The 24,025-nt window shown below is 71.0% G+C and carries 25 protein-coding genes and 1 pseudogene; 9 read left to right on the top strand and 17 right to left on the bottom strand.

Annotated features, from left to right (window positions below):
* Window positions 1-7: 7 nt before the first annotated feature.
* The 12 genes and pseudogenes from ACO2Q3_RS06660 to ACO2Q3_RS06605 form a co-directional block, all read right to left on the bottom strand.
* On the bottom strand, window positions 8-1,555 hold the full coding sequence (locus ACO2Q3_RS06660) for a peptidoglycan DD-metalloendopeptidase family protein (protein WP_423305776.1): 1,548 nt from the start codon (window positions 1,553-1,555) through the stop codon (window positions 8-10).
* Between the two features lie 100 nt (window positions 1,556-1,655).
* Window positions 1,656-2,279 (bottom strand): protein-L-isoaspartate(D-aspartate) O-methyltransferase, encoded by a 624-nt coding sequence (locus tag ACO2Q3_RS06655; RefSeq protein WP_423306916.1) that lies wholly within the window; start codon window positions 2,277-2,279, stop codon window positions 1,656-1,658.
* 59 nt (window positions 2,280-2,338) lie between these two features.
* A complete protein-coding gene (surE, locus tag ACO2Q3_RS06650) occupies window positions 2,339-3,133 on the bottom strand; it encodes a 5'/3'-nucleotidase SurE (protein WP_423305775.1) in 795 nt (264 codons plus the stop codon).
* Window positions 3,130-4,410, bottom strand: coding sequence for a serine--tRNA ligase (gene serS / locus ACO2Q3_RS06645; protein WP_423305774.1), 1,281 nt, complete (start codon window positions 4,408-4,410; stop codon window positions 3,130-3,132). Before serS ends, surE begins: the two co-directional genes overlap by 4 nt.
* 87 nt (window positions 4,411-4,497) lie before the next feature.
* Entirely contained in the window at window positions 4,498-5,388 is an 891-nt protein-coding gene (gene tatC, locus ACO2Q3_RS06640) for a twin-arginine translocase subunit TatC (RefSeq protein ID WP_423305773.1), read from the bottom strand.
* The gene (gene tatB / locus ACO2Q3_RS06635) at window positions 5,385-5,855 is read right to left on the bottom strand and encodes a Sec-independent protein translocase protein TatB (protein WP_423305772.1); all 471 of its coding nucleotides are present in this window, start codon (window positions 5,853-5,855) and stop codon (window positions 5,385-5,387) included. Before tatB ends, tatC begins: the two co-directional genes overlap by 4 nt.
* Before the next feature lie 158 nt (window positions 5,856-6,013).
* A pseudogene (tatA, locus tag ACO2Q3_RS06630) lies at window positions 6,014-6,155 on the bottom strand (twin-arginine translocase TatA/TatE family subunit); the annotation flags it as partial.
* A gap of 107 nt (window positions 6,156-6,262) precedes the next feature.
* Window positions 6,263-6,937 (bottom strand): SMC-Scp complex subunit ScpB, encoded by a 675-nt coding sequence (gene scpB, locus ACO2Q3_RS06625; protein WP_423306915.1) that lies wholly within the window; start codon window positions 6,935-6,937, stop codon window positions 6,263-6,265.
* 2 nt (window positions 6,938-6,939) lie between these two features.
* Complete coding sequence (locus ACO2Q3_RS06620) at window positions 6,940-7,755, bottom strand: segregation and condensation protein A (protein WP_423305771.1); 816 nt, start codon at window positions 7,753-7,755, stop codon at window positions 6,940-6,942.
* On the bottom strand, window positions 7,752-8,813 hold the full coding sequence (gene nagZ / locus ACO2Q3_RS06615; protein WP_423305770.1) for a beta-N-acetylhexosaminidase: 1,062 nt from the start codon (window positions 8,811-8,813) through the stop codon (window positions 7,752-7,754). The genes ACO2Q3_RS06620 and nagZ overlap by 4 nt, the downstream gene beginning before the upstream one ends.
* Window positions 8,768-9,607 (bottom strand): SPOR domain-containing protein, encoded by an 840-nt coding sequence (locus tag ACO2Q3_RS06610; protein ID WP_423305769.1) that lies wholly within the window; start codon window positions 9,605-9,607, stop codon window positions 8,768-8,770. The genes nagZ and ACO2Q3_RS06610 overlap by 46 nt, the downstream gene beginning before the upstream one ends.
* An 85-nt stretch (window positions 9,608-9,692) precedes the next feature.
* Window positions 9,693-10,871 (bottom strand): deoxyguanosinetriphosphate triphosphohydrolase, encoded by a 1,179-nt coding sequence (locus ACO2Q3_RS06605; protein ID WP_423305768.1) that lies wholly within the window; start codon window positions 10,869-10,871, stop codon window positions 9,693-9,695.
* 93 nt (window positions 10,872-10,964) lie between these two features.
* Between ACO2Q3_RS06605 and ACO2Q3_RS06600 the strand changes: the two genes are divergently transcribed.
* Window positions 10,965-11,324 carry a HesB/IscA family protein gene (locus ACO2Q3_RS06600; RefSeq protein WP_423305767.1) on the top strand — a complete coding sequence of 120 codons (360 nt, stop codon included), beginning with the start codon at window positions 10,965-10,967 and terminating at the stop codon, window positions 11,322-11,324.
* A gap of 5 nt (window positions 11,325-11,329) precedes the next feature.
* On the opposite strand, the gene ACO2Q3_RS06595 is transcribed toward ACO2Q3_RS06600, so the two are convergent.
* Window positions 11,330-12,742 (bottom strand): sensor histidine kinase, encoded by a 1,413-nt coding sequence (locus ACO2Q3_RS06595; RefSeq protein ID WP_423305766.1) that lies wholly within the window; start codon window positions 12,740-12,742, stop codon window positions 11,330-11,332.
* A gap of 240 nt (window positions 12,743-12,982) precedes the next feature.
* On the opposite strand from ACO2Q3_RS06595, the gene xth reads away from it, so the two are divergent.
* The 3 genes from xth to ACO2Q3_RS06580 all read left to right on the top strand — a co-directional run bounded on the left by xth (window position 12,983) and on the right by ACO2Q3_RS06580 (window position 15,322).
* Window positions 12,983-13,771: an exodeoxyribonuclease III gene (gene xth / locus ACO2Q3_RS06590; protein WP_423305765.1), complete on the top strand. Its 789-nt coding sequence runs from the start codon at window positions 12,983-12,985 to the stop codon at window positions 13,769-13,771.
* Between the two features lie 67 nt (window positions 13,772-13,838).
* A complete protein-coding gene (locus ACO2Q3_RS06585; RefSeq protein ID WP_423305764.1) occupies window positions 13,839-14,543 on the top strand; it encodes a hypothetical protein in 705 nt (234 codons plus the stop codon).
* 86 nt (window positions 14,544-14,629) lie between these two features.
* Window positions 14,630-15,322 carry an NnrU family protein gene (locus ACO2Q3_RS06580; protein ID WP_423305763.1) on the top strand — a complete coding sequence of 231 codons (693 nt, stop codon included), beginning with the start codon at window positions 14,630-14,632 and terminating at the stop codon, window positions 15,320-15,322.
* 30 nt (window positions 15,323-15,352) lie between these two features.
* Here the strand turns inward: ACO2Q3_RS06580 and ACO2Q3_RS06575 are convergent, their stop codons facing one another.
* Window positions 15,353-16,069 carry an aspartate/glutamate racemase family protein gene (locus ACO2Q3_RS06575; RefSeq protein WP_423305762.1) on the bottom strand — a complete coding sequence of 239 codons (717 nt, stop codon included), beginning with the start codon at window positions 16,067-16,069 and terminating at the stop codon, window positions 15,353-15,355.
* On the bottom strand, window positions 16,066-17,001 hold the full coding sequence (locus ACO2Q3_RS06570) for a DUF3137 domain-containing protein (protein ID WP_423305761.1): 936 nt from the start codon (window positions 16,999-17,001) through the stop codon (window positions 16,066-16,068). The genes ACO2Q3_RS06575 and ACO2Q3_RS06570 overlap by 4 nt, the downstream gene beginning before the upstream one ends.
* 171 nt (window positions 17,002-17,172) lie before the next feature.
* Between ACO2Q3_RS06570 and ppa the strand changes: the two genes are divergently transcribed.
* Both ppa and ACO2Q3_RS06560 read left to right on the top strand, forming a co-directional pair.
* On the top strand, window positions 17,173-17,712 hold the full coding sequence (gene ppa, locus ACO2Q3_RS06565; protein ID WP_423305760.1) for an inorganic diphosphatase: 540 nt from the start codon (window positions 17,173-17,175) through the stop codon (window positions 17,710-17,712).
* Between the two features lie 87 nt (window positions 17,713-17,799).
* Window positions 17,800-18,411 carry a glutathione S-transferase family protein gene (locus ACO2Q3_RS06560; RefSeq protein WP_423305759.1) on the top strand — a complete coding sequence of 204 codons (612 nt, stop codon included), beginning with the start codon at window positions 17,800-17,802 and terminating at the stop codon, window positions 18,409-18,411.
* A 211-nt stretch (window positions 18,412-18,622) separates the two neighbouring features.
* Here the strand turns inward: ACO2Q3_RS06560 and ACO2Q3_RS06555 are convergent, their stop codons facing one another.
* Together ACO2Q3_RS06555 and ACO2Q3_RS06550 are read right to left on the bottom strand one after the other, a co-directional pair.
* Window positions 18,623-19,099, bottom strand: coding sequence for a glutathione peroxidase (locus tag ACO2Q3_RS06555; protein WP_423305758.1), 477 nt, complete (start codon window positions 19,097-19,099; stop codon window positions 18,623-18,625).
* A 33-nt stretch (window positions 19,100-19,132) separates the two neighbouring features.
* Window positions 19,133-20,044, bottom strand: coding sequence for a Gfo/Idh/MocA family protein (locus tag ACO2Q3_RS06550; RefSeq protein ID WP_423305757.1), 912 nt, complete (start codon window positions 20,042-20,044; stop codon window positions 19,133-19,135).
* Window positions 20,045-20,210: 166 nt separating this feature from the next.
* Between ACO2Q3_RS06550 and ACO2Q3_RS06545 the strand changes: the two genes are divergently transcribed.
* From ACO2Q3_RS06545 to ACO2Q3_RS06535, 3 genes are all read left to right on the top strand, one after another.
* The gene (locus ACO2Q3_RS06545; RefSeq protein ID WP_423305756.1) at window positions 20,211-21,761 is read left to right on the top strand and encodes a class I SAM-dependent methyltransferase; all 1,551 of its coding nucleotides are present in this window, start codon (window positions 20,211-20,213) and stop codon (window positions 21,759-21,761) included.
* Between the two features lie 118 nt (window positions 21,762-21,879).
* Window positions 21,880-22,776 carry a cobalamin biosynthesis protein CbiG gene (locus tag ACO2Q3_RS06540; protein WP_423305755.1) on the top strand — a complete coding sequence of 299 codons (897 nt, stop codon included), beginning with the start codon at window positions 21,880-21,882 and terminating at the stop codon, window positions 22,774-22,776.
* Between the two features lie 214 nt (window positions 22,777-22,990).
* On the top strand, window positions 22,991-24,013 hold the full coding sequence (locus ACO2Q3_RS06535) for a hypothetical protein (RefSeq protein WP_423305754.1): 1,023 nt from the start codon (window positions 22,991-22,993) through the stop codon (window positions 24,011-24,013).
* Window positions 24,014-24,025 lie beyond the last annotated feature (12 nt).

The following is a 24,025-nucleotide window of genomic DNA, read 5'->3' as shown; positions in this document are numbered from 1 at the left end:
CGCAGCCCTAGCGCGGCAGCACCAGGGTCGGATCGACCGGCTTGGCCTTGTCCGCCGGGTTGGGGGCGTAGCGCACCTCGAAGTGCAGCTGCGGCTCGGTGACCCCGCCCGAAATGCCGACCTGGCCGATCTCCTGGCCCTGGGTGACCGTCTGGCGCATCTGCACGCTCAGCCGGTCCAGGTGGGCGTAGGCCGTGACCCAGCCGTCGGCGTGCTTGACCAGCACCAGGTTGCCGAAGCCCGGCACCTGGTCGCCGGCGTAGACCACGTCGCCGTCCGCGGCGGCGCGCACCACCGTGCCCTGCGCCGCCTTGATGTCGAGGCCGTCGTTGCGCCGGCCGACGCCGGTTGGGCCGAAGCGGCCCAGCAGGTCGCCGCGCACCGGCCAGATGAACCGGCCGCGGGCGGCCTTGCTGATTTCGGCGTCGCTCAGGGTCGGCGAGGTGTCCGGGATCTGCGGCCGTCCGGGCGGCATCGCCCGCGGCGGCAGATTGGTGGCCACCTGACCGCCGCTGGCCGGCAGATTGGTCTCGCCGCCGGGGGTGTAGGTGTGCCCGCCGTAGGGGTTCTGCGAGGGCGGCGTGTAGGCCTGCGGCGGCGGGGTGTAGGTCTGGCGGCGCGGCGGCGGCGCCTCGGCGTACTCGCTGGGGCCGGCCACGCGGATCGGGCCGCGGTCGTGGGCGGTGGCCGGGAGGGCGATCTTCTGGCCGGGCTCGAGGCTGCGGCGCGAGACGTGGTTCAGCTCGGTAAGCTCGGCCACCTCGACCTCGAAGCGCTTGGCGATCAGGTTCAGGGTGTCGCCGGCCTCGACCACATAGGCCTTGGACACCGGGATCTTGATGATCTGCCCCGGCTTGACCGCATAGGGCGGGCGCAGCCGGTTGGCCTCGACGATGGCCTTGCGGGTGGTGGAGAACTCGCGCGCCAGGGCGTCCACGTGGTCGCCCTTGGACACCTCGTACTCCATGAAGACACCGCTCGAGGCGACGACCTTGCCGTTGACCGCGTACTTCGGCGCTTCCGGCGCGCGGCGCTCCGGACGCGCGGCGACGGTCTGCGGCGGCGGCGTGTAGGCGCGCGCCGGCGCCGCCGCGGGCTGGGTGGCCGGAACCGGCGGCGGGGCCGGCGCGGTGGCAGCGGGCGCGGCCATATGCTCGGGCGCGGCGGGATGCTCCAGGACCCCAGCCCGTTCGCCGCCAAGGGCGGGGTGCTCGGCGGCCCCGGGAGTCAGGCTGGAGGTCGGCGGCGAACTGGACGACGGCGCGCTCGTCGCCGCGCCCTGGTCGGCGGCCGGCAGCGGCGCCAGCGCCGAACTCTGCACCGACCCGGCGGGCGGCGCGCGGGTGACCGGCGCCGTGTCGTTCTGCGCCACCTGGTAGCCGGCGTCGCGGACGCTGCCGCGCGCCTCGGCGCTGGCCAGCCGGCCGGACGCCGGCGCGCTTTGCGCCGCCAGGCCCCCGCCGGTATCGCGCACGGGGTACGAGGGCGTGGCGCAGGCGCTCAGGCCCGTCACGCAGACGGCGGCCATCGCCGACTGGAACAAGAATCGGTGCATCGCCGCTCCCTTTTTCGCGCGGAAATGAGTCGTGGCGGGGTGGTAAAGCATTGGTTAATCCGATCCGGGCGCGCACTCCACTAAGCTGTGAAGTCGCCCCTCAAGGTTCGCGCGCCACGCCGTCCAACAGCGGCACGAAACGCACTTCGCACAGAACGTCCTTGGAAAAGCCCCCTTTGCCGTCCCCGGCGTAGCGGCAGAGCTGCTGGACAGGCCCCTTGCCGATCGGCGCCACGAGGACGCCCGACGGCTTGAGCTGGGTCAGCAGGGCTGTAGGCTCGGCCGGCGCCGCCGCCGTGACCATAATGCGGTCGAAAGGCGCCTGCTCGGGCCAGCCGAGGCCGCCGTCGCCGAACTTGGTGATGATGTTGGTCAGCTGCAGGGTCTTGAACCGCGCCTCGGCCTCCCGCATCAGCGTGCGATAGCGCTCGACGGTGTAGACCAGCCGCGACAGGCGGGCCAGCACCGCGGTCTGGTAGCCCGAGCCGGTGCCGATCTCCAGCACCCGCGCCCGGGGCTCCAGGGTCAGCGCCTGGGTCATCAGGCCGACGATGTACGGCTGGCTGATGGTCTGGCCGCAGGCGATCGGCAGGGCCGAGTCCTCGAACGACCGCTCCTTGAACAGGTCCGGCGTGAACAGGTCCCGCGGGGTCTTCTCGATCGCCGCCAGGACCCCCGGGTCGGTGACCCCCTGGGCCTGCAGCGCCAGCAGCAGCCGGCGCATCGGCGCCCCGCCGTCGTGGGGCTCGGTCACGGGCTTCGCGGGAGGCTTGGCCGGCGGCTTCATGGCGCGGCGTGCAGCTTGGGCGGCGCGCCGCCGATCACGGATTTCAGGTCGTGCACCGTCTGCATGTGCGTCAGGTCGATGTGCAGCGGCGTGACCGAGATGCGACCCTCGTACGCCGCGCGCAGGTCGGTGCCCTCCGGCGGCCGCGAGGGCTCGTTGCGGAAGCCCAGCCAGTAGTAGTCGCGCCCGCGCAGGTCGGTGCGCTTCTCGGCATAGCGCGTGCGCACGTCGCGGAAGCCCTGGCGGGTGACCTCCACCTGGCTGACCTCTTCCGGAGGGCGGGCCGGGAAATTCACGTTCAGCACCACGTCGTCGGGCCATCCGGCCTTGACCAGCTGCTGGATCAGGCCGGGCCCGTAGGCCTCCGCCGTCTCGAACAGGGCGCGCTCGGAATCGTGGAACACCCGCACCATCTGCGACAGGGCGATCGAGGGCACCCCCAGGGCCATGCCCTCGATGGCGCCGGCCACCGTGCCGGACAGGCTGACATCCTCGGCGGCGTTGAGGCCGCGGTTCACGCCCGACAGCACCAGATCGGGCCTCGGCCCCGGGATCAGGTACTGGATCGCCAGCATCACGCAGTCGGTGGGCGTGCCGACCACGGCGAAACGGCGCTCGTCGACGATGCGGACCCGCAGCGGCTCCGACAAGGTCAGGGCGCGGCCGACGCCGGACTGCTCGCTCTCGGGCGCCGAGATCCAGACGTCGTCGGACAGGGCGCGGGCGATGCGCTCGAGGCACGCCAGCCCCTCGGCGTGGATGCCGTCATCGTTGGTGACGAGGATCCTCACCCTTCACCGCCGACGTGGGTCATCCCCCGCATGTACGGATGCAGGGCCTGCGGGATGGCGATGCGGCCCTTCTCGTCCTGATAGTTCTCCATCACCGCCACCAGGGTGCGGCCGACGGCGAGGCCCGAACCGTTCAGGGTATGCACGAACCGTGTGCCCTTCTCGCCGGCCTTCTTGCAGCGGGCGTCCATGCGCCGGGCCTGGAAGTCGCCGCAGTTGGAGATCGAACTGATCTCGCGATAGGTGGCCTGCGAGGGCAGCCAGACCTCCAGGTCGAAGGTGCGGCGCGCCGAGAAGCCCATGTCGCCCGTGCACAGGGCCATGGTGCGGAACGGCAGCTCCAGGCGCTTCAGGATCGACTCCGCCGACTGCACCATGCGCTCGTGCTCGGCGTCGCTGTCGTCGGGCGTGGTGATCGCCACCAGTTCGACCTTCCAGAACTGGTGCTGGCGGATCATGCCGCGGGTGTCCTTGCCCGACGCGCCGGCCTCCGAGCGGAAGCACGGGGTCAGGGCGGTGAGCCGCAGCGGCAGCTCTTCCTCCGGGGTGATCTGCTCGCGCACCAGGTTGGTCAGCGAGACCTCGGCGGTGGGGATCAGCCAGCGGCCGTCGGTGGTGTGGAACAGATCCTCGGCGAACTTCGGCAGCTGGCCCGTGCCGTACACCGCCTCGTCGCGCACCAGCAGCGGCGGCGAGATCTCGGTGTAGCCGTGCTCCTGGGTCTGCACGTCCAGCATGAACTGGCCGAGCGCCCGCTCCAGCCTAGCGAGCTGGCTCTTCAGCACCGTGAAGCGCGCGCCGCTCATCCGCGCGGCGGCCTCGAAGTCGGCCATGCCCATGCCGACGCCCAGGTCCACGTGGTCCTGCACCCGCTCAAGCGCGTAAGGCTCGCCGTAGCGGCGGACCTCGACGTTGTCGTGTTCGTCGGCGCCGTCGGGAACCCCGTCCGCCGGCAGGTTCGGCAAGGCCGACAGCAGGTCGCGCAGCTGCGGCGCCACGCGCGCCTCGACCTCGGACTGCGCCGCCATCTCGCCCTTCAGCGCCTCGACCTCGGCCATCAGGCGCGAGGCCTCGGCCTCGTCCTTCTTGGCCTTGGCCATGCCGATCAGCTTGGAGGCGTCGTTGCGACGGCTCTGCGCCGCCTGCAGCGCGGTCTGGGCCGCGCGCAGCTCGCCGTCCAGCGCCAGGATCGCCGGCGTCTGGGCGGACAGCCCCCGCCGAGCCCACGCCGTGTCGTAAGCCTCGGGGTTGTCGCGGATGGCCCGGATGTCGTGCATGTCTCGAATGTGGCGCCGATTTAAGGAACCCCTCCCCTTAAGGCGCGTCGGCAGGGGCGCCAAGCGCCGGGGCGGGTCGGGCGGCGGTCAGGGCGACGGAACGATGGCGTTCGCCCGGTCCTCGCGCTTGCGGCGCAGGTCGATCAACGCCACGCACCAGATGGAGATTTCGTAGAGCAGGCAGATCGGCAGGGCGAGGCTGATCATGCTGATCGGGTCCGGCGGGGTGACCACGGCCGCCACCACGAACACGCCGACGATGGCGTAGCGACGACCCTGGGACAGCATCTTGGCGTCCACCAGACCGGCCAGGCCCAGCAGCGTCACCACCACGGGCAGCTGGAAGCACAGCCCGAACGCCAGCATCAGCGTCTCCACCAGCCCCATGTAGTCCTCGATCTTGGGCAGCAGCTGCACCGAGATCTGGCCGGCGCCGCCGAAGATCTGCTGCTTGAGCGAGAACCACAGCACGAACGGCAGCATCACGTAGTAGACCAGCGCCGCGCCCATCACGAACAGCACCGGCGAGGCGATCAGGAACGGCAGGAAGGCCGCCCGCTCGCGCCGGTACAGGCCGGGCGCCACGAACCGGTACAGCTGCCACGCCAGCACCGGGAAGGTGATGCCGATCGCGCCGAAGAAGGCCAGGCGCACCTTGGCGAAGAAGAATTCCAGCGGTCCGGTGGTGACGAACTTGGAGGCCTCGGTTGAGACCGTGCCCTTGCCGATCAGCGCCAGCAGCAGCTTCAGCCCGTCTTCCTTGCCGCCGCTGGCCTTCTGCGTCGCCACCAGGCTCTGGGCGACGGCGTAGGGGTGAAGCAGGAAGGTGGCGATCTGCTGCGAGAAGACGAAACAGCCCAGGAAGCCGAGCATCAGGGCCGCCGAACAGATGATCAGCCGCTTGCGCAGCTCGATCAGGTGATCGAGCAACGGCGCGCGAGAGCCCTCGATCTCGGATTCGTCGTCCAGGTGGCTCAAGCGGGGCGGTCCGGATGGTGGTCGTCGGCGGGCGGGTTTTCCTTCGCCGGCGCGTCCGCGGCAAGCGGGCGCATCACCGGTTCCGCCTCCCCGCCGGCTTCCGGCTCCTCGGGATGCTGATAGCCGCCCATCGGATGCAGCTGGGCGCCGCTGGTCGAAAGGCCCGCCTGGATATCATCGATCGTCTGGCTGACGTCGGCATGCACGTCGCCAAGGCCGATGGCGTTGGCCGCCACGGCGCTGGGCCGCAGGTTGCGCAACGCCTCGACCTCCTTGCGCAACTCGTCGAGCTCCGACTGGCGGGCCATCTCGTCGAAGCTGGCGCGGAATTCGGCCGCCATGCCGCGCATGCGGGCCAGGAACTGGCCCACCTTGCGCATCACCACCGGCAGGTCCTTGGGCCCGATGATGATCAGGGCCAGGACGGCGACGATCGCGAAGTCGAAGAACCGGCCTTCTGGGAACATTCGGGTCCCGGATCCAATGCAGGTCAGGCGGCGGGCGCCGGCGGCCCGTCCGGGTGGTTTTCAGATCGCCGCAGCGGCGCCGCCCTAGCGGACGATCGGGTCCTTCTCCGGCTGCACCGGCGGCAGGGGCTTGGCCGGCTCGGCGGCGGCAGGCTTGTCCTCGCCCTTCAGGCCGTCCTGGAAGGCGCGGATGCCCTTGGCGGCGTCGCCCATCAGGCCCGACAGCTTGCCGCGGCCGCCGAACAACAGCAGCACCACGACCGCAACGATCAACCAGTGCACGGGGCCGAATGAGCCCATCGATATCTCTCCAAACCAGTCGCCGCCGAAGATACGCCCGCGGCGACGACGTCCGTCGCTTGAGGGCTATATAGGCCGCCTCGGGCCCAAGCGCCAAGGAAGGGTTGTCACAGACCGCGATCTTCCGGGGCGGCGCCCGCCGGATCGGCGTCGTCCTCCAGGAAGTCCTGATGGAATTGCGGCGCCTCGCCGTCGTCCAGCGGATCCTCGTCCGGCGCTGCCGCGGCCGGGTCCGGCACGGTGAAGTCGGCCGGCAGGTCGAGGCTCAGCAGCCCTGCCGCCTTCATCTCCGCGGCGCCCGGAAGGTCGACCAGGCTGGAAAGCCCGAAATGTTCCAGGAAGGCGTCGGTGGTGCCAAAGGTCACCGGCCGGCCAGGGGTGCGGCGGCGCCCGCGCATGCGCACCAGGCCCAGCTCCAGCAGCACGTCCAGGGTGCCGCGGCTGGCCTGGACGCCACGCACCGATTCGATCTCCGCCCGGGTGACCGGCTGGTGGTAGGCGATGATCGCCAGGGTCTCCTGGGCGGCGCGCGACAGCTTGCGGGGCTCCTCGCGCTCCTTGGTCATCAGGAACGCCAGATCCGCGGCGGTCTGGAAGCGCCAGGCGCCGGCGACCCGCGCCAGCTCGACGCCGCGCCCGGCATAGCGCGCGGCCAGCGCTTGCAGCCCCGCGGCCACGTCCGCGCCGTCCGGCAGCCGGCCCGCAAGGTCCTGCTCGGTCAGCGGCTCGGCGGCGGCGAACAGCAGCGCCTCCAGCATGCGTTCGGTCTCGGCGGCGTCCATGCTCACGCCTGCGGCCTGCGCTTGCGCAGATAGATTTCGGCGAAGTGTTCCAGTTGCCGCGCCTCCAGGTCGCCTTCCTTCACCAGCTCCAGCGTGGCCGACAGGGTGGAGGCGACATAGGAGGCCCGCGACGGCCCCTCGGTTCCGCGCCCGAAGGCGCCGCGCATCGGCGCCACGCCGGTCAGCGGGGTCCAGCGGTCGAGTTCGGGCAGCAGGCCGCGCAGGCGCTCGCGGGCGTCGTCCAGCGGGTAGGCCTGCGGTGGGCGCGGCTGGTAGTGCCGCGACTGTTCCTTGCGGCGCTGGTCGATGTAGGCGCCCATCAGGGCATAGAGATCGCCCTCGAAGCGGCTCGACGAGACGATGCGCACCTGATCCGGATCGCCCCGGGTGAACACGTCGCGCTTCAGGATCGGCCCGTTCTGCAAGGTCTCGGCCGCGCGGCGCATGGCGTCCAGCTTGGCCAGCCGGAAGGCCAGGTGGGCGGCCACCTCCTCCGCCGGCGGCTCCTCGGCCTGCGGCCGCTCGGGCTTGGGCAGCAGCAGGCGCGACTTCAGGAACGCCAGCCAGGCGGCCATCACCAGATAGTCCGCGGCCAGGGAAAAGCGGCGCTTGCGGGCCTCGCGCACGAAGGCCAGGTACTGGTCGGTCAGCTTGGTCACCGACAGCTTCAGCAGGTCGACCTTCTGGCTGCGGGCCAGGGCCAGCAGCACGTGCAGCGGGCCTTCGTAGCCGTCGATGTCGACGATCAGCGCCTCGCCGTCCTCGGCGGCCGTGTTGGCGGCCTCGAAATCGAGGTTCGGCTGGAAGGCGTCGCTCATGCGGGCCAGATCCCGGCCAGCGCCGCCTCGAGCTCCGCCCGGCCGGCGGCGGCGTCGAAAGGCTCGGCCACCTTCGGCAGGCGCGCGAGAGCGGCGCAGGCGCGTTCCGCCCCCCTGCCCTCCAGCGTCCGGGCCCCGGCGGCCACCGCGGCCATCTCGTCCATCCGCCCGTTGCAGTGCAGGACCAGGTCGCAGCCGGCGGCCATCGACCGCTCGGCGCGCTCGGTCAGGGTCCCGCTCAGCGCCTCCATCGACAGGTCGTCGCTCATCAGCAGGCCGTCGAAGCCGATGCTCCCGCGGATCACCTCGGCGATCGCCTTGCGCGAGGTGGTGGCCGGCGCATCCGGGTCGACGGCGCGGTAGACCACGTGCGCGGTCATCGCCAGGGGCATGTCCGACAGGGCCCGGAAAGGGGCGAAGTCCACGGCCTGCAGCGTCGCCAGATCGGCGTCGACCACCGGCAGGCTGAGGTGGCTGTCGGCGCCGGCCCGGCCGTGCCCTGGAATGTGCTTGATCACCGGCAGCACCCCGCCGGCGATCAGACCCTCGGACGCGGCCCGGCCCAGGCTGGAGACGATCTGCACCGTGGCCCCGTAGGCCCGGTCGCCGATCACGTCGTGGGCGCCCGGCTGGGGCACGTCCAGCACGGGGACGCAGTCGACGTTGATGCCCAGCGCGGCCAGATCGTGCGCCATCAGCCGCGCGCCAAGCCAGGTGATCGCCCGCCGGCGCGCCCCGCCCCCGGCCACCCGGCCATAGGCGCCGCCGTTGGGATAGCGCGGCCAGTGCGGCGGCCCCAGCCGCTGCACCCGCCCGCCCTCCTGGTCGATCAGCACCGGCGCATCGGCGCGGCCGACCATGGCGCGCAGGTCGGCGACCAGGGCGCGGACCTGGTCGGGATCCTCGACGTTGCGCCTGAACAGGATGAAGCCCCAGGGCTGCGCATCGCGGAAGAACGCGGCCTCCTCGGCGGTCAGCCGCGGCCCGGAGCAGCCATAGATGCTGGCCTGGGTCACCGGACGAAGCAGGTTTTGCCGGCCGCCTTGAGCTTGTCGCACAGGGCGTTGGCCTCGTCCTTGGAGGCAAAGCCGGTGATGGCGGTGCGGTAGAGGGTGGCGCCGTCCTTGGTCACCGGCTCGACGTGCTTGCCCTTGCCGGCCATGGCCCCGGGGGCGATCCGCGCGGCGTCGTTCCAGCCCTTTTCGGCCAGGGCCTGGGACGAGAAGGCCCCGATCTGCACGAAGGCCGCGCCGGAAGGCGTCGGCTTGGCCGCGGCGACCACGGCGTGCGGGCGCGCCGGCGGCACGGGCGCGTCGCGCACGGACTTCTGATCGAGGATCGCGGCGATCGACTTGGGCGGCGTCGCCGGCTTTGCCGGGCTGGCCGCCGGCGCGACCGGCTCGGGCTTCGCCTGGGCCACGGGCGGCGGCGGGGGCGGCGGCGGCAGGGCCTGGCTGCCGACCGGCGTCGTCGGATGCGCGGCGACCTGGGGCGCAGGGCGCGGGCCGGGCTGTTCCGGCGGCGGGGCGAAGGTCGGGGCGGCGGTCGTGGCCCCGGGCGTATTGTCCTTGTAGACCGACAGCCCCTGGGCCGGGTCCTGCACCTTGGCCTCCGGCGGCGGCGCGGACTTCACGTCGCGCACCGGCGCGCCCACGGGCTGCGGCGCATCGTTGGCTCCGCGAACGCCGCCGCGATAGACGAAGAACGCCGCGCCGGCCGCCGCCACCAGGATCACCACGCTGACGATCAGGGTCACCGGCGCAGGCCCGGCGCCGCGCACCGGGCGGCGTGGATCGAAGGCCAGGGGCGGCTCGGAAGGCGGCGTATAGGGCCCGCGGTCGTGATCGGACATCGAAGGGATCAAAGCTCCAGAACAGCCTGAACGGACGATGGCGAGGGGTCCGAATCAGCGCCGCTCCAGTTTACCCCCAGACGTCCTAACTCCAGACGTCGAGCTGGAAGAGCCGCCGGTGCTCCTCGATCGCGAACCGGTCGGTCATGCCGGCGATGTAGTCGCACACCACCCTGGCGCGGCCCGCCTGCTCCAGGTTCTGGAGGCGGGCGAACCATTCCGACGGCAGAACATCCGGTTCGGCGATGAACAAGGTGAACATGTCGGCCAGAATACGGCGCGCCTGGCTACGTGTCCGATTGACACGCCAGTGCCGATACATGCGCTCGTAGAGGAAGGCGCGCAGCCGCGAGAGCTGTTCGATCATCTCGTGCGAGAAGACGACCAGGGCGCCGTCCAGCATGCGCACGCCCTCAGGCGAATCCACGCCGCTGGACGCGACCCGCTTGCCGGTCTCGGTCAGCACGTCGTCGACCATGGCCCCGATCATCCGCCGCACCGCCTCCAGCCGGATCAGCCGGTCGTCCAGGCTGGGGTAGTCCTGTCGCACCTGGGCCAGGATCGGGCCGATCAGCGGGATGTCCAGCAGCTCCCACAGGCCGAATACGCCCGCTTCCACGCCATCGTCGACGTCGTGATTGTTGTAGGCGATGTCGTCGGCCAGGGCCGCCACCTGCGCCTCGGCGGACGCCCAGGTGCCGAGCCGCAGGGGATAGTCGGCGTCGTAGTCGGACACCGCCTGCCACGAGGGGCGCACCAGCTTGTCGGTCACCGGACCGTTGTGCTTGATTACCCCCTCCAGGGTCTCCCAGGTCAGGTTGAGGCCGACGAAGTCCGGGTAGCGGCGCTCCAGCTCGGTCACCACGCGGAAGGTCTGCACGTTGTGGTCGAAGCCGCCCCAGGGCGTCATCTGCCGCTCCAACTCGTCCTCGCCGGCGTGGCCGAACGGCGGGTGGCCCAGGTCGTGCGCCAGGGCGATGGTCTCGGCGAGGTCGGCGTCGAGCCTCAGGGCCGTGGCCAGAGACCGGGCGATCTGCGCCACCTCCAGCGAGTGGGTCAGCCGGGTGCGATAGTGGTCGCCCTCGTGCGCCACGAACACCTGGGTCTTTTCCTTCAGGCGGCGGAAGGCGGAGGTGTGGATGATGCGGTCGCGGTCGCGGGCGAAGGGCGTGCGGGTGAGGCTCTCCGGCCCGCCGAAACGGCGCCCCAGCGAGCTCTTCGGATCCTCGGCATAGGGCGCCCGGCGACGGTCGTCGGCGCTCATGTCTGAAGGGTCCTTGCGCGGCGGCGGAGCATCCTGGCCTCTTTGCGAATGGCGAAGTCGCCCTCATATAGGGGCAGAAGGTATCGCCCGGCCATGACCACACTCGAAATCGCCCCCCGCACCAAGACGCCCGCCGTCACCCTGTCGGCGGCCGCCGCAGCGCGCCTGAAGGCGATCGCCGCGGCCGAGGGCCGGCCGCTGATGCTGCGCGTGGCGGTGGAAGGCGGCGGCTGCTCCGGCTTTCAATACGTGTTCGACCTGGTCGAGACCGCCGAGGACGACGACCTCAAGGTGGAACGCGACGGCGCCGCAGCCCTGGTCGACCTGGTTTCTCTCGACCTGCTGCGCGGGTCGGAGATCGACTTCGCCGACGAACTGGCCGCGGCCGAGTTCCGCGTGCGCAACCCGAACGCCCGCTCAAGCTGCGGGTGCGGTGTCAGTTTCTCGATCTAACAGCCCTATTTTACAGCGGATTCCAGGGTTGCGGTGAGATCGCATCTCACGCCGCCCGGCGCGAACACCAGCGCGGCCTTGCCACCCAGTTCCGCCGCCAGACTGCGCTCGATCAGCCGCGAGCCGAAGCCACGGCGGTCCGGCGCATGCACCGGCGGCCCGCCTTCCTCGCGCCAGCTGAGGCTCAGTTCATGGCCGCCGCGGTCCAGCCCCCAGCGGATCGCCACGCGTCCCTGAGGCCGGGAGAGCGCGCCATACTTGGTGGCGTTGGTGGCCAGCTCGTGCAGCGCCATGGCCATGGCCACGGCCTTGTTCGGCTGCAGGCGCACGCGCGGCCCCTTCAGCGTGAAGCGCCCGTTCTCCAGCCGGTCGTGCACCGACACCATCCGCTCGATCACCTCGTCGAGGTTGGCCCCCTCCCAGTTCTGCTGGTTCAGCAGGTCGTGCGCCCCGCCCAGCGCCATCAGGCGCGAGGTGAAGATATCGAACGCCTCGGGACTCGCCACCGAGCGCAGCGACTGCATGGCGATCGACTGCACCGTCGCCAGGGTGTTCTTCACCCGGTGGTTCAGCTCGTGGATCAGCAGGCGCTGGTGGGCCTGGGCGCGCTCGCGCTCGGCGATCTCCTGGCGCAGGGCCTCCTCCACCGCCTTGTGCTCGGTGACGTCGACGGTGATGCCGATCACCCGCCGTGGCCCGCCGCCCGGGTCCTTCTCGGCGACATACCCGCTGGATTCCAGCCAGCGCACCTCGCGATCGCCGCCGGACACGCGGAATTCGAACCGCCCCTCGCCGTTCAGGGCGATCTCGGCCATGCCGTCGCCCACCGCCGCCAGGTCGCGCGGGTCGACCATCCGCCGCCAGTCGCGGATCACCGCCTCGTCGTTCCAGCTGGCCGGCAGGCCGACGAGTTCGCGCGCCGCGGCGGGATCGATCCAGCGCAGGTTCCGGCCCGCCCGCCACTCCCAGGTGGCCGCCTTGGCCGCCTTGTGCGCCAGGCGCAGGCTGGCGTTGGTCGAGCGCAGGTGGCGCTCGGTCCGCTCGCGCCCGGTGACGTCGCGCAGCAGGAAGGCCGTGCGCCCATCCAGCGGCAGGGCGCGGATCTCGAACCACTCATCGTCGGACAGCGGCCGGGCGGCGACGAACTCGACCACCTCGCGGCCGGCCATGGCGCTGCGCAGCTGCAGCTCCAGGGTCGCGTCGCGCAACGCCGGCTGCAGATCCCACAGCGTGGCCGCCGACCAGGATTCGCCCTCGAAGCCCAGCGCCTTGGCGGCGGCGTCGTTGCAGAAGCTCACCCGCCAGTCACGCTCGCAGACCAGCAGGCCCTCCAGGTTTGCCGTGATGAAGGCCGCGCCCAGGGCGGTGGCGAATGCATCCGGATCGCTCGCGGGCGGGGGATTCGCCGGCTGAGGCATACTTAAGGTCCCTCCGCCCCCCGGCGGCGCCCCGACGTGCAGGCGCGAGCGCCGGGGTTCCCCAAGAGACCCCGAACCAAGACCCGTTCCCGAGGCTGATCGTCTCACGACAAGCCCTTACGGCAAAGGACGATCATTCGTCGCAGGGTAAACGTGGCCGCAACCCTGATCCGTCGCCGGATCCCTCGCCGAGACGCCGGGGCGGATGACAGAGCGGCGCCGGGCCGGCATAACCGGGCCATGCGCATCGCCACCTGGAACGTGAACTCGGTCAACGCCCGCCTGCCCACGGTGCTGCGCTGGTTCGAGATGGAACAGCCCGACGTCGCCTGTCTGCAGGAGATCAAGTGCGTCGACGAGAAGTTCCCCGCCGCCGAGTTCGAGCGGCTCGGCTACAACATCGCCGTCCATGGCCAGAAGACCTACAACGGCGTGGCCCTGCTCTCGAAAACCCCGCTGGAGGACGTCCGCAAGGGCCTGCCCGGTGAGGATTCCGACGACCACGCCCGCTACATCGAGGCGCTGGTGTCGGGCCCAAGGCCCGTGCGGGTGGCGGCGATCTACCTGCCCAACGGCAATCCGGTGGCCAGCGAGAAGTTTCCCTACAAGCTGCGTTGGATGGACCGGCTGAAGGCCCGCGCCCGGGAGCTGATGGCCTACGAGGAGCCCCTGGTGCTGGCTGGCGACTACAACGTGATCCCCGAACCGGAAGACGCCGACAACCCCGCCTCCTGGGCCGGCGACGCCCTGTTCCAGCCGGAGACCCGGCGCGCGTTCAGGGCGCTGAAGAACCTGGGCCTGACCGACGCCTACATGCAGGCCGACGGCGCGCCGGGCGGCTACACCTTCTGGGACTACCAGGCCGGCGCCTGGCAGCGGAACCACGGCATCCGCATCGACCACCTGCTGCTTTCGCCTCAGGCCGCCGACCGGCTGCGCAGCGTGTTCATCCACCGTGACGTGCGCGACTGGGAAAAGCCCTCGGACCACGTGCCGGTGGTGGCCGACCTCGACCTCGAGGCGGGCTGAATCGTCGACGCGCATCAAGCGCACTGACCCGACGGCGGACTCCGGCTAGCATCGCCGGATGCTCGAGATGCTGCGTCTCGCCCTGTTGCTTGTCCTGGCCGGATCGGCGCTGACCGCGCTGGCCGCGCTGTTCGCCTGGTACGCCGAGGAACACCGCCGGCTGGGCCGCGCCTTCCGCAAGGTGCTGGGCGGTCCGCCGGACACCGAACTGATCGCCCACGGCCAGGGTCGCGGCGTGGCCTTCAGCCTGGCGCGCAACGTGATCGCGGTGGCCTGGGACAACGGCGCGTGGTGCCTAGTCTACCGCCTTGAGGAGCTGGTCGGGGCGGAATTGGCGATCGATGGCCAGGTCGCGGCCCGGGCGTTCCGCGGCGAGGCGCGCCGGCCGCTGGACCAGCGGCCGCGCGACGCCGGATCGGTGGCGCTGCGGCTGGTGTTCGACGACGCCCAGCACCCGGACTTCGACCTGCCCCTGTGGCCGCCGCCGCCCAACCATCGCCGCGCGCCACAGACGGCCGGGGCCGTGATTCAGGACGCCAATCGCTGGCTGGCCCGCGTGGAAGCCGTGCTGCGCCGCCAGGCGCCCGCGACGCCGCGCCCCGCACCGATCCCGGCCGCCGTCGCACCCCCGCCCGCGCCGCCGCCGGAACCCCCGCCCCCCTCCGCCCTCGATATCCCGCCCTGGGAGGACGATCCCGACGAGGCCTTGGAAGACGAGGCTCTCGACGACGAAGGTCTCGAGGACGGGGGCGGTCAGGGGCGGCTCCTCTAGCCTCAGGCCCGCCAGCCGATCCTGGCCACGCCTTGACACCGGCAGTTCACGGCGCGACTATTATTTACAATGTAAGGGAAATTCACATGGCCCTGCTGGTCGCCGCCGCCCTCGCCTTCGTCCTGCTGCACCTGCTGGTCTCTGGCACCCGCCTGAGGGACGCGCTGACCGGAACCATCGGGTCCGGACCGTACATGGGGCTGTTTTCCCTGGCCTCGGTCGGCCTGATCGTCTGGCTGAGCATGAGCTACGGACCGGCCAGGGCCGACGCCCTCAACACGGTCTGGTGGGGCGCCACGCCGGCGACGAAGTGGATCCAGCTGGGGCTGATGCTGGTCGCCTTCCTGCTGGTGGTCCCCGGGCTGACCACGCCCAACCCGACCAGCGTGCGCCAGGAAGGCGCGCTGGAGAAGCCGGACGTGATCAAGGGCATGCTGCGCATCACCCGCCATCCGTTCCTGTGGGGCGTGGCCGTCTGGGCGGCGGGACACCTGCTGGTCAACGGCGACCTCGCCAGCCTGGTGCTGTTCGGGGCGATGCTGGCCCTGGCGGTGTTTGGCACCGTCAGCATCGACGCCAAGCGCAAGCGCGCCCTGGGCGCGACCTGGGACAACTTCGCCGCCCAGACCTCGAACGTGCCGTTCGCGGCCATCGCCGCCGGGCGCCAGAGCCTGAAGGTCGGCGAGATCGGCTGGTGGCGCCTGGCCCTGGCCGTGGCCCTGTGGGCGGGGACGATCTTCGCCCATCAGCTGATGTTCGGGGTCAGCCCCCTGCCCTAGCCCAGCCGCCTGGAGCGCCGCCTGGCCCCCCTAGTCCCCGAAGGCGAAGGCCATCGCCGCCCGGGCGTGGATCTCGGTGGTCTCGAACACCGGCAGGCTGACGTCGTCCGGCGCGACCAGCAGGCCGATCTCGGTGCAGCCGAAGATCACGCCATCCGCGCCCTCGGCGGCCGCGCGCTCGGTCATGGCGACCACCACGGCGCGGGAGGCCGCCTCGAACCGGCCCTGGATCAGCTCGTCGTAGATGATGGCGTGCAGCGCCGTCCGCTCGTCGGCCGAGGGGATCGACGCCTCGACTCCCAGCTCGGCCAGGCGGCCGCGATAGAAGTCGCCCTCCATGGTGAACCGCGTGGCCAGCAGCAGCGGCCGGCGAACGCCGGCGGCCCTCAGCGCCCGGGCCGTGGCGTCGGCGACGTGGACCACCGGCACGCCGACCGCTCCGGACACCTGCGGGGCCAGCTTGTGCATGGTGTTGGCGCCGATCAGGATCGCCTCGGCGCCCGCCGCCTCCAGCTCGCGCGCCGCCGTCGCCAGCAGCCGCCCCAGGGCGTCCCAGTCCCCGGCCGCCTGGGCCGCGGCGATGGGGCCGAAGTCGTCTGACCAGATCACCAGCCGCGCCGAGTGCTGGCCCCCCAGGCGCTCGCGCGCCAGCCGATTGAGCCACTGGTAGTAGAGGGTCGTGCTCTCCCAGCTCATGCCCCCCAGCAGGCCGAGCTTGCGCAGGTGGCGCGGCGCGGCGCCGCTCATGCCGGGATCACGCTGTCGATCAGGCGGAACACAGCGCCGATGTCCCCGGCGATCGACTCCACCCGCTTGCGGTCCACCAGGGTCGAGAACATGCCGCCGATCTCGAACCGGTCGGGGGCTTCGAAAGCGATCAGCAGGCTGCCGTCGGTGAAGGCGCAGCGGATGTGGTTGCCGTTGAACGCCTGTTCCAGGTCGACCAGCTGCTGCATGAACGCCGGCGTGAGGATCGCCCGCGCCTCCACCTGGTCGTCGCCGAACACCTCGAACAGCTTCTCGAAGTGCGGGTCCTCCAGTCCCACCTTGGACAGGTGCGGCGGGCATTCGAACCGATTCAGCCAGCCGGAGTCGCGCAGCACGACGGTGGTCCCCAGGAACTTGCGCGGAAAGTCGATCTGGATCAGCTGGCCGGAAAACACCGTGCGCTGTTCCTTGCCCGAGCCGCAGGTCAGGCGCGCCTCGCACAGTGCGAAGCCGCAGCCGGAGCGGACGCCGGCGAAATGGTCCTCGAAGCTGCTGTCGTCCGGCTTCTCGACCAGGCGCAGCGCTTTGAAGGCGTCGAACATCGGCGCGGTTCCGGCCGGGTCGTAGGTCAGGCCCAGGGGCGCGCAGAGGGCGTCGATCACGTCGCGCTTGGTCTTGGCGGCGACGCCCCGCAGCGGCAGGTAGGCGAGCACCGCGGCGATGGCCAGGGTGGCCACCGCCAGCCGGATGTCCGGCATGAAGCTGGCGCCGTGGCTCAGCTGGAAGGTCAGGCCGGATTCCATCACCAGCACGGCGATCCCGGCGCCGATGATGGCGCGGAAGGTCTGCATGGCGCCCTTGCGCTCGACCTCGCGCTTTTCCAGCTCCCCCTTGATGCCGGTTTCGTAGAGACGCTCGAAGGGCGCGCCGGAGAGGGGGTTTTCGGTCAGGGCGGCGGACTCGCTGGGCATGGCCAAGCCTAGCCTGACAAGCGGGCGCAGCCTAGCGCACGCGCCGCCGCCGGCCCTCGGCTGCCCGGTCCTGCGGCGCCGCCCCGGCGCGGCGACCGTTGATCGGCCAAAGCCGGTTGCCCGAGCCGGCGGGCGTCACTAGAGAGGCGCGCTCGACAAAGGAATCTCCCCATGCGCCTCGAAGCCCTCTCCATCGGCGTCAATCCGCCGGAAGACGTCAACGTGGTGATCGAGGTGCCGATCGGCGGCGAGCCGATCAAGTACGAGATGGACAAGGCGTCCGGCGCCCTGGTCGTCGACCGGTTCCTGTATACGGCGATGCGCTATCCGGGGAACTACGGCTTCATCCCGCACACCCTGTCGGGCGACGGCGATCCCTGCGACGTGATCGTCGCCAACACCCGCGCCATCGCCCCGGGCGCGGTGATGAGCTGCCGCATCGTCGGCGTACTGGTGATGGAGGACGAGGCCGGCGGCGACGAGAAGCTGATCGCCGTGCCCAGCTCCAAGCTGACCAAGCGCTACGACAGCGTGAAGAACTACACCGACCTGCCGGAGATCACCCGCGAGCAGATCGAGCACTTCTTCAGCCACTACAAGGACCTGGAGCCGGGCAAGTGGGTGAAGATCGTCCGCTGGGGCGACGCCGGCGAGGCGCGGAACATGGTGCTGGAGGGCATCGAGCGGGCCAAGGCCGCCAAGTCGGCCTGACAAGCTCCGAGCCGCGATCGCGGCCCTGCTGACACGAAGCTGGCGCAACGGTGATCTAGGCTGTCCCCTCAAAGCGGGAGACGCCCAATGATCACCCTGTTCCACAGCCCCAGAACCCGATCGTCGCGGTTCATCTTCCTGCTGGAAGAGCTCGGCGCGCCCTATGAGATCCACTACGTCGGCATCCAGCGCGGCGACGGCACGGGCGGACCCGATGCGGCCAACCCGCATCCGCACGGCAAGGTGCCGGCGATCCGGGACGGCGACGAGACGGTGTTCGAGTCCTCGGCCGTCGCCCTCTACCTGACCGACAAATTTCCCAACAACGGCCTGGGGCCTCAGGTCGGCGAGGCAGGCCGCGGCGCCTACCTCACCTGGCTGGCCTATTATTGCGGCGTGCTGGAGCCCGGCTGGATGATGCAGTTCGCCAACGTCGAGCTGCCGCGCCCGATGGCCGGCTGGCCGCCGGTGGCGGAGTCGATGGCGCACATCACCCAGGCGCTGGAAGCCGGCCCCTACCTGCTCGGCGACCGGTTCTCCGCGGCCGACATCCTGGTGGGAACCACCTTCGCCCTGTTCATGGGCGGCCCGATGCTGCCCGAGACGCCGCTCCTGCGCGGCTACGTGGACCGCGTGACCGGCCGCCCGGCGTACGCCCGGGCGGCGGCGAAGGAGGAGCCGGCGGCCGTCGTCGTCTGACCGACCGGCGAGGGCGAACCCCCTCACCTTCCCACGTCCCTTGCTCGCGCAAGGCCCGCGGGCCCCTTCCTCTCCCTCCGGGAGAGGAGTCTCAAGAGCTCGCGATGATCAGCAAGACACCTCTCCCGCAGGGAGAGGGAGGGGCCCGGGGTCGGCGCGGCAGCGGCGAGCCTGGGAGGGTGAGGGGCTCAGGCGCCTCGCCGCAATTGCCTCAGACCGCCTGCTCCACCGCCGCGATGATGGACGGATCCAGCGGGTCCGTGCGGGGGCCGAAGGCGGCGAGGGCCTCGCCGTGGGGGCCGATCAGGATCTTGTGGAAGTTCCACACCGGCACCGCGGCCTCGCCCAGCTGGTCCTGCGCCCAGGCGTAGAACGGATGGCGGCTGTCGTCCTTGACGTCGACCTTGGAGGTCATCGGGAAGTCGACGTGGAAGCGCACGTCGCAGAATTCCTTGATCTCGGCCTCGGTCCCCGGCTCCTGGCCGGCGAACTGGTTGCAGGGCACGCCCAGCACCACCAGCCCCTTGTCCTTGTAGTCGGTGTAGAGCTTCTCAAGGCCGTCGTACTGCGGGGTCAGGCCGCACTTGGAGGCCGTGTTCACCACCAGCACCGCCTTGCCCTTGAAGGTGGACAGCGGCAGCGGCGAGCCGTCGATCGCGGTGAAGTCGAAGGCGTAGGCGTCGGACATGGGCGGCTCCCGGGTCAGGTCGGTTGCGAATGGCTATCGACCCACAGCCTGTTCCACCGCGAGCGCCAGGTCCAGGGCTTTTGCGCCATCCAGGGCGTTGGCGAGGGGCGACGGCGCCTCACCCCGGACGGCGGCCACGAAGGCCGCCAGGCTCTCGCCCAGCGGATCGGCCCGCGGGTCGCGGAAGGCCGGGGTCAGCGGATGGCCGGTGGTGTTGCTGAACGTCCTGGCCACGAAGTCGACGCTGATCTCGCCCGACGGATAGACCAGGGTCATGCGCCGCTCGCGCTCGGCGGCGATGCGCGAGGCGCGCAGCACGGCGATGAAGCCATCGTCGAAATTCACCTCGGCCTCGGCCTCGTCCAGCCGATCATGGACCGGCGAGCGCCCGTCGGCCTCGACCGCCAGCGGCTCGGCGTCGGTGACCGCCAGCGCCAGGTCCAGGTCGTGGATCATCAGGTCGAGCACCACCGAGACGTCGAGGTTGCGCGGCGAGGTGGGCCCCAGGCGCACGGCCTCCAGCCGCAGCGGCCGCTCGCGGATGCTAAACAGGCCCATGCCGCGGAACATCGCCCGCTCCAGGAAGCCGCAGGCGACCACGCGGCCGCGCCGCGCCGCCTCGCCGAGGATGGCGTCGGCGTCGGCCAGATCGGTGGCGATCGGCTTTTCCACATAGACGTGCCGTCCCGCTCTGAGCGCGGCCAGGGCGGCCCCGGCGTGGGCGCTGGCCGGCGAGGCGATGGAGACGGCGTCGCTGGCCTCCAGCAGGGCCTCCAGGCTGTCGAAGGCGGCGCCCCCGCGCCGCGTCGCCAGCGCCTCGGCGCGCTCCGGGTGCGGATCGAACACCCCGGCCAGGACGACGCCGGGCATGGCCGCGTACTTCGCGGCGTGATAGCCGCCGAACACCCCCGCGCCGACCACGCCCACGCGCAACACCTGGCTCATTCCGCCTCCATGGCCGCTTCCATGGCCGCCGCCCTGGCCGCCCCCGACCGCTGGCTCGCGCCTAGCATGGCGCGGGCGGCGGCGCCCACCGTCGCATCGCGAGCGCCGTTGACAATCCGCTGCGCCCCAGGCTGCACTCCGCGCCTCGCATCGCTGGGGAACGCACATGGACTGGACGTCAGGCTATCGCGCCGACATCGACTACACCTACGGCTACTATCGTGAGCTCGCGCCCGGCCTGATCGACTTCGCCCTGCTGATGAGCGGCTATGAGCCGCCGCAACGCTCGTCGTCGATGAACTATCTCGAACTCGGCTATGGCCAGGGCGTCAGCGCCAACATCCAGGCCGCCGCCGGAGTCGGCGACTTCTGGGGCGCGGACTTCAACCCGGTGCACGCCAACCACGCCCAGTCCCTGGCCCGGATCTCCGGCGCTCCGGCGCACTTCTCCGACGAGAGCTTCGCCGACATGCTGGCGCGGGACGACATGCCGCCGATGGACTACATCGTGCTGCACGGCATCTGGAGCTGGGTGTCGGACGAGAATCGCAAGGTCATCGTCGACACCATCCGCAAGCGGCTGAAGGTCGGCGGCGCGGTCTATTTCAGCTACAACACCCTGCCCGGCTGGACCACGGCGATGCCGCTGCGGCACATCATGTCGCTGCACTCCGAGGCCATGGGCTCGGACGCCCAGGGCATGGCCAGCCGCATCGACGGCGCCATCGCCTTCGGCAACAAGCTGTCCGACGTCAATGCGCGATACTTCCAGCACAATCCGCTGGCCAAGGGGCGCCTCGACGCCATCGCCGGTCAGAACCGCAACTACCTGGCGCACGAGTACTTCAACGAGACCTGGACGCCGATGTACTTCTCGGAGGTCAACGACTGGCTCTCCGAGGCCAAGCTGAGCTACGCGACGGCCTCCAGCCTGCTCGAGCAGCTCGATGGCTTCAACTTCACCACGCCGCAGCGCGACCTGATGAACACCCTGCCGGCCGGGGTGCTGCGCGAGACCGTGCGTGACTACATGCTGAACACCCAGTTCCGCCGCGATCTCTACACCCGCGGCGCGCGGCGCCTGACGCCCCTGGAGCGGGCCGAACGGCTCAACGACGTGCGTCTGGTGCTCTGTGCGCCGTCCTCGAGCTTCCCGTTCGAGGTCGACGCCAACATCGGCAAGGTCGGGCTGCGCCGCGACATCTACGAGGCGGTGATCGAGGCGCTTGAGGCCGACAAGGGCGCGCCCAAGCGGATCGGCGACCTGCTCGAACACCCCAAGCTCACCCCCATCGGCGGCGCCTCGGTGCTGGAGGCGCTGGCGGTGCTGGTCGGCGCGGGACACGCCCACCCCGCCCTCAGCGACGCCGACGCCGCAGCGGTGGCGCCCCGGTGCAAGAAGCTGAACGCCCACTTCATCGAGCGCGCGCGCATCGGCAACGACATCCAGGTGCTCGCCTCGCCGGTGATCGGCGCCGGGGTCAACATCGGCCGCTTCGAGCAGATGTTCCTCGGCGCCCGCGCCAAGGGCCTGAAGACGCCGACCGAGTGGGCCAAGGACGCCTGGGACCTTATGGCCAAGCAGAACCAGCTGATCGTCAAGAACAACGAGGTCCTGCGCACCGCCGAATCCAACCTCGAGGAGCTCGACGCCCAGGCCAAGGCCCTCGCCGAGGAGCGGCTGCCGCTGCTGCGGCGACTGAAGGTGGTAGACTAGGGCCTGGGCCGGCGGGAGGGCTTAAACCGCCCGCCGGCGCCAGAATTGATCGGCGGGCGCGTTGGCCCCGCGCGCGCCAGGGTCTAAAAGCCCGCGTCCGTCTGGTTGGGAGGCCCGTGTGGCCCGTCTGTTCAACGCCTATGTGATCGTCGACTGGAGCGCGGCCGCCAAGCCGACCACCGGGGCGGATTCCGTGTGGATCGGCGTGCTCAAGCGCGACGTGCGCTTCCGCTTCACCTACGAGGCGCACAACCCGCCGACCCGGGGCGAGGCCGAGAAGCTGATCGCCTCGATCCTCGACGACCGGGCCAAGCGGCACGAGCGCACGTTGCTGGGCCTCGACTTCCCGCTGGGCTTTCCGCGCGGCTTCTCGGCGGCCCTCAACCTGCCGGCCGGCGAGCCGTGGCTGGCGGTGTGGAACCAGCTGGACCGCATGGTCAAGGACAAGGCCGACAACACCAACAACCGCTTCGGCGTGGGCTCGGAGATCAACCGGCGCCTGACCGGCGGCCCGTTCCCGTTCTGGGGCTGCCCGCCGCGCGACACCCTGACCACCCTGCAGCCCAAGCGCAGTCGCGAGCACGGCCCGGACGACCTGCCGGAGTTCCGCCACACCGACCTGGCCGCCAAGGGCGCGGCGTCGATCTGGAAGCTGTATTACAACGGCTCGGTGGGTGGTCAGGCGATCCTCGGCATCCCGATGGTGCGCCGCCTGAAGCTGGCGCGCGGCGACGCCTTCAAGGTCTGGCCATTCGAGACCGGCTTCAAGCCGCTTTCCGAAGGCGATCTGGCGGGCGTCGACGTGGTGGCGGCCGAAGTCTATCCCTCGCTGATCAAGGGCGCGCCGCTGGCCGGCGAGATCAAGGACGCCACCCAGGTGCGCCTCACCGCCGAGCATTTCGCCAAGCTCGACGAGGCCGGCAAGCTGGGCGCCGTGTTCGGCCCCGACAAGGACGCCGCGCCCGACACCGTGGTCGATGCGCAACACGAGGAAGGCTGGATCCTGGGCGCCTGAGAAAGACGCTTGCGGAACGCCGTTCTTCATGAGAAACGCCGCGCCCTTTCCTGGCCTGACGGAGACCCCGTTCGAATGATTTGCGAGACGATGCAGCCCCCCGACAGCCGCAAGGCCTGTCCGCGCGCGCCGTCCGCCTCGAACGGTCCGCGCCTAGACCCCACGACCATCTGACGCCCCGGCCCGATGCGCCGCAGGGCGCATGGAGCCGATCATGACCGTCTGGTCCCAGGACCTGGCCGCTCTGCAAAGGAGCGCGCCCACCCCGTTGCTCACCCACCTCGCCGGCGAACACGCCGCGCGGATCGCCGGCCTGTGGTCGTCGCCACACACCGACTTCATCTCCGCGCCCGCCGACCGTCGGCACCTGACCTGCTTCGTCCTGTCCCAACCGGGCGAGCGCCTCGACCGGACCGGCGCGCGGGCGCTGCTGGAAGAGCCCATGCGCATCCTGATCCGAGAACTGGGCGAGGCGGCGCCCCCCGGCCTGGCGCGCGCCCTGGCCCGGCTGGGCGAAGTCGCCTGGACGGCGGAGGACTATCGCCATCTGGCCGTGGGCCTGCGCACGTTCGGCGTCTCCGCGCGCTTGCGCCATGCCGAGGCGATCACGCCGGCCAGCCTGGCGACGCTGCGGCTTCTGCCAGCCGAACTGCGGGACGCCGGCCTGGCCGGCCACACGCTCACGCCCGCGCAGGCGGCGACCCTGATCGAAGTGCACGCGGCGCTCGCGGCCCGCGACGGTCCCGAGGCGGCCCTGGCGCAAGCACGCCTCTGGAGCGCGGCGTCTTCCGTGCGCGACCTGCTGCAGCGGGCCACCAGCAGCCTGGATCCGCCAACAAAGGCGCCGCCCTTCCCGGGGTCCGCCGATCTTCGCCCCCTGGCGAGCGCGGCGGCCCTGGTGGAGGCCGCGAGCCGCTACAACAACTGCCTGGCCAGCTATCTGTACCAGGCCTCGACCGGCGACAGCGCCTTCTACGAGTGGACGGCCGAGCCGGGGGCGGTGGTGCAGATCGCCCGCGACCCGCTGTTCGGCTGGCGGCTGGAGCAGGCGCGCGGCCCGCGCAACCAGGCCGTCCCGCCGGCCGACCGCGACGCCATCGCCGCCGTGCTGCGCGGCTGGGGGGTGCATGTCGGCCGCAGCCACTGGGAATTGCGCAACGCGCTCGAGGAGGCGGACAACGACCGCTTCGAGCTTCAGGCGCTGGCGACCAGCATCGACGAGTTGTTCGGCGCCTGACCCGGCGCCGGC

The sequence above is a fragment of the Caulobacter sp. KR2-114 genome (assembly GCF_049446115.1).
Lineage (GTDB): Bacteria > Pseudomonadota > Alphaproteobacteria > Caulobacterales > Caulobacteraceae > Acaudatibacter.
The sequence above is the reverse complement of the archived record's forward strand: the minus strand, read 5'-3'. Positions and strand labels throughout refer to the sequence as shown.

What these genes read in the sequence shown, in the direction of transcription:
- ACO2Q3_RS06660 (WP_423305776.1), bottom strand. Translation starts at nt 1,555, where the DNA reads ATGCACCGATTCTTGTTCCAGTCGGCGATGGCCGCCGTCTGCGTGACG.
- ACO2Q3_RS06655 (WP_423306916.1), bottom strand. Translation starts at nt 2,279, where the DNA reads ATGCGCCGGCTGCTGCTGGCGCTGCAGGCCCAGGGGGTCACCGACCCG.
- serS (WP_423305774.1), bottom strand. Translation starts at nt 4,410, where the DNA reads ATGCACGACATCCGGGCCATCCGCGACAACCCCGAGGCTTACGACACG.
- tatB (WP_423305772.1), bottom strand. Translation starts at nt 5,855, where the DNA reads ATGTTCCCAGAAGGCCGGTTCTTCGACTTCGCGATCGTCGCCGTCCTG.
- scpB (WP_423306915.1), bottom strand. Translation starts at nt 6,937, where the DNA reads ATGGACGCCGCCGAGACCGAACGCATGCTGGAGGCGCTGCTGTTCGCC.
- ACO2Q3_RS06620 (WP_423305771.1), bottom strand. Translation starts at nt 7,755, where the DNA reads ATGAGCGACGCCTTCCAGCCGAACCTCGATTTCGAGGCCGCCAACACG.
- ACO2Q3_RS06610 (WP_423305769.1), bottom strand. Translation starts at nt 9,607, where the DNA reads ATGTCCGATCACGACCGCGGGCCCTATACGCCGCCTTCCGAGCCGCCC.
- ACO2Q3_RS06605 (WP_423305768.1), bottom strand. Translation starts at nt 10,871, where the DNA reads ATGAGCGCCGACGACCGTCGCCGGGCGCCCTATGCCGAGGATCCGAAG.
- ACO2Q3_RS06600 (WP_423305767.1), top strand. Translation starts at nt 10,965, where the DNA reads ATGACCACACTCGAAATCGCCCCCCGCACCAAGACGCCCGCCGTCACC.
- ACO2Q3_RS06595 (WP_423305766.1), bottom strand. Translation starts at nt 12,742, where the DNA reads ATGCCTCAGCCGGCGAATCCCCCGCCCGCGAGCGATCCGGATGCATTC.
- xth (WP_423305765.1), top strand. Translation starts at nt 12,983, where the DNA reads ATGCGCATCGCCACCTGGAACGTGAACTCGGTCAACGCCCGCCTGCCC.
- ACO2Q3_RS06585 (WP_423305764.1), top strand. Translation starts at nt 13,839, where the DNA reads ATGCTGCGTCTCGCCCTGTTGCTTGTCCTGGCCGGATCGGCGCTGACC.
- ACO2Q3_RS06580 (WP_423305763.1), top strand. Translation starts at nt 14,630, where the DNA reads ATGGCCCTGCTGGTCGCCGCCGCCCTCGCCTTCGTCCTGCTGCACCTG.
- ACO2Q3_RS06575 (WP_423305762.1), bottom strand. Translation starts at nt 16,069, where the DNA reads ATGAGCGGCGCCGCGCCGCGCCACCTGCGCAAGCTCGGCCTGCTGGGG.
- ACO2Q3_RS06570 (WP_423305761.1), bottom strand. Translation starts at nt 17,001, where the DNA reads ATGCCCAGCGAGTCCGCCGCCCTGACCGAAAACCCCCTCTCCGGCGCG.
- ppa (WP_423305760.1), top strand. Translation starts at nt 17,173, where the DNA reads ATGCGCCTCGAAGCCCTCTCCATCGGCGTCAATCCGCCGGAAGACGTC.
- ACO2Q3_RS06560 (WP_423305759.1), top strand. Translation starts at nt 17,800, where the DNA reads ATGATCACCCTGTTCCACAGCCCCAGAACCCGATCGTCGCGGTTCATC.
- ACO2Q3_RS06555 (WP_423305758.1), bottom strand. Translation starts at nt 19,099, where the DNA reads ATGTCCGACGCCTACGCCTTCGACTTCACCGCGATCGACGGCTCGCCG.
- ACO2Q3_RS06550 (WP_423305757.1), bottom strand. Translation starts at nt 20,044, where the DNA reads ATGAGCCAGGTGTTGCGCGTGGGCGTGGTCGGCGCGGGGGTGTTCGGC.
- ACO2Q3_RS06545 (WP_423305756.1), top strand. Translation starts at nt 20,211, where the DNA reads ATGGACTGGACGTCAGGCTATCGCGCCGACATCGACTACACCTACGGC.
- ACO2Q3_RS06535 (WP_423305754.1), top strand. Translation starts at nt 22,991, where the DNA reads ATGACCGTCTGGTCCCAGGACCTGGCCGCTCTGCAAAGGAGCGCGCCC.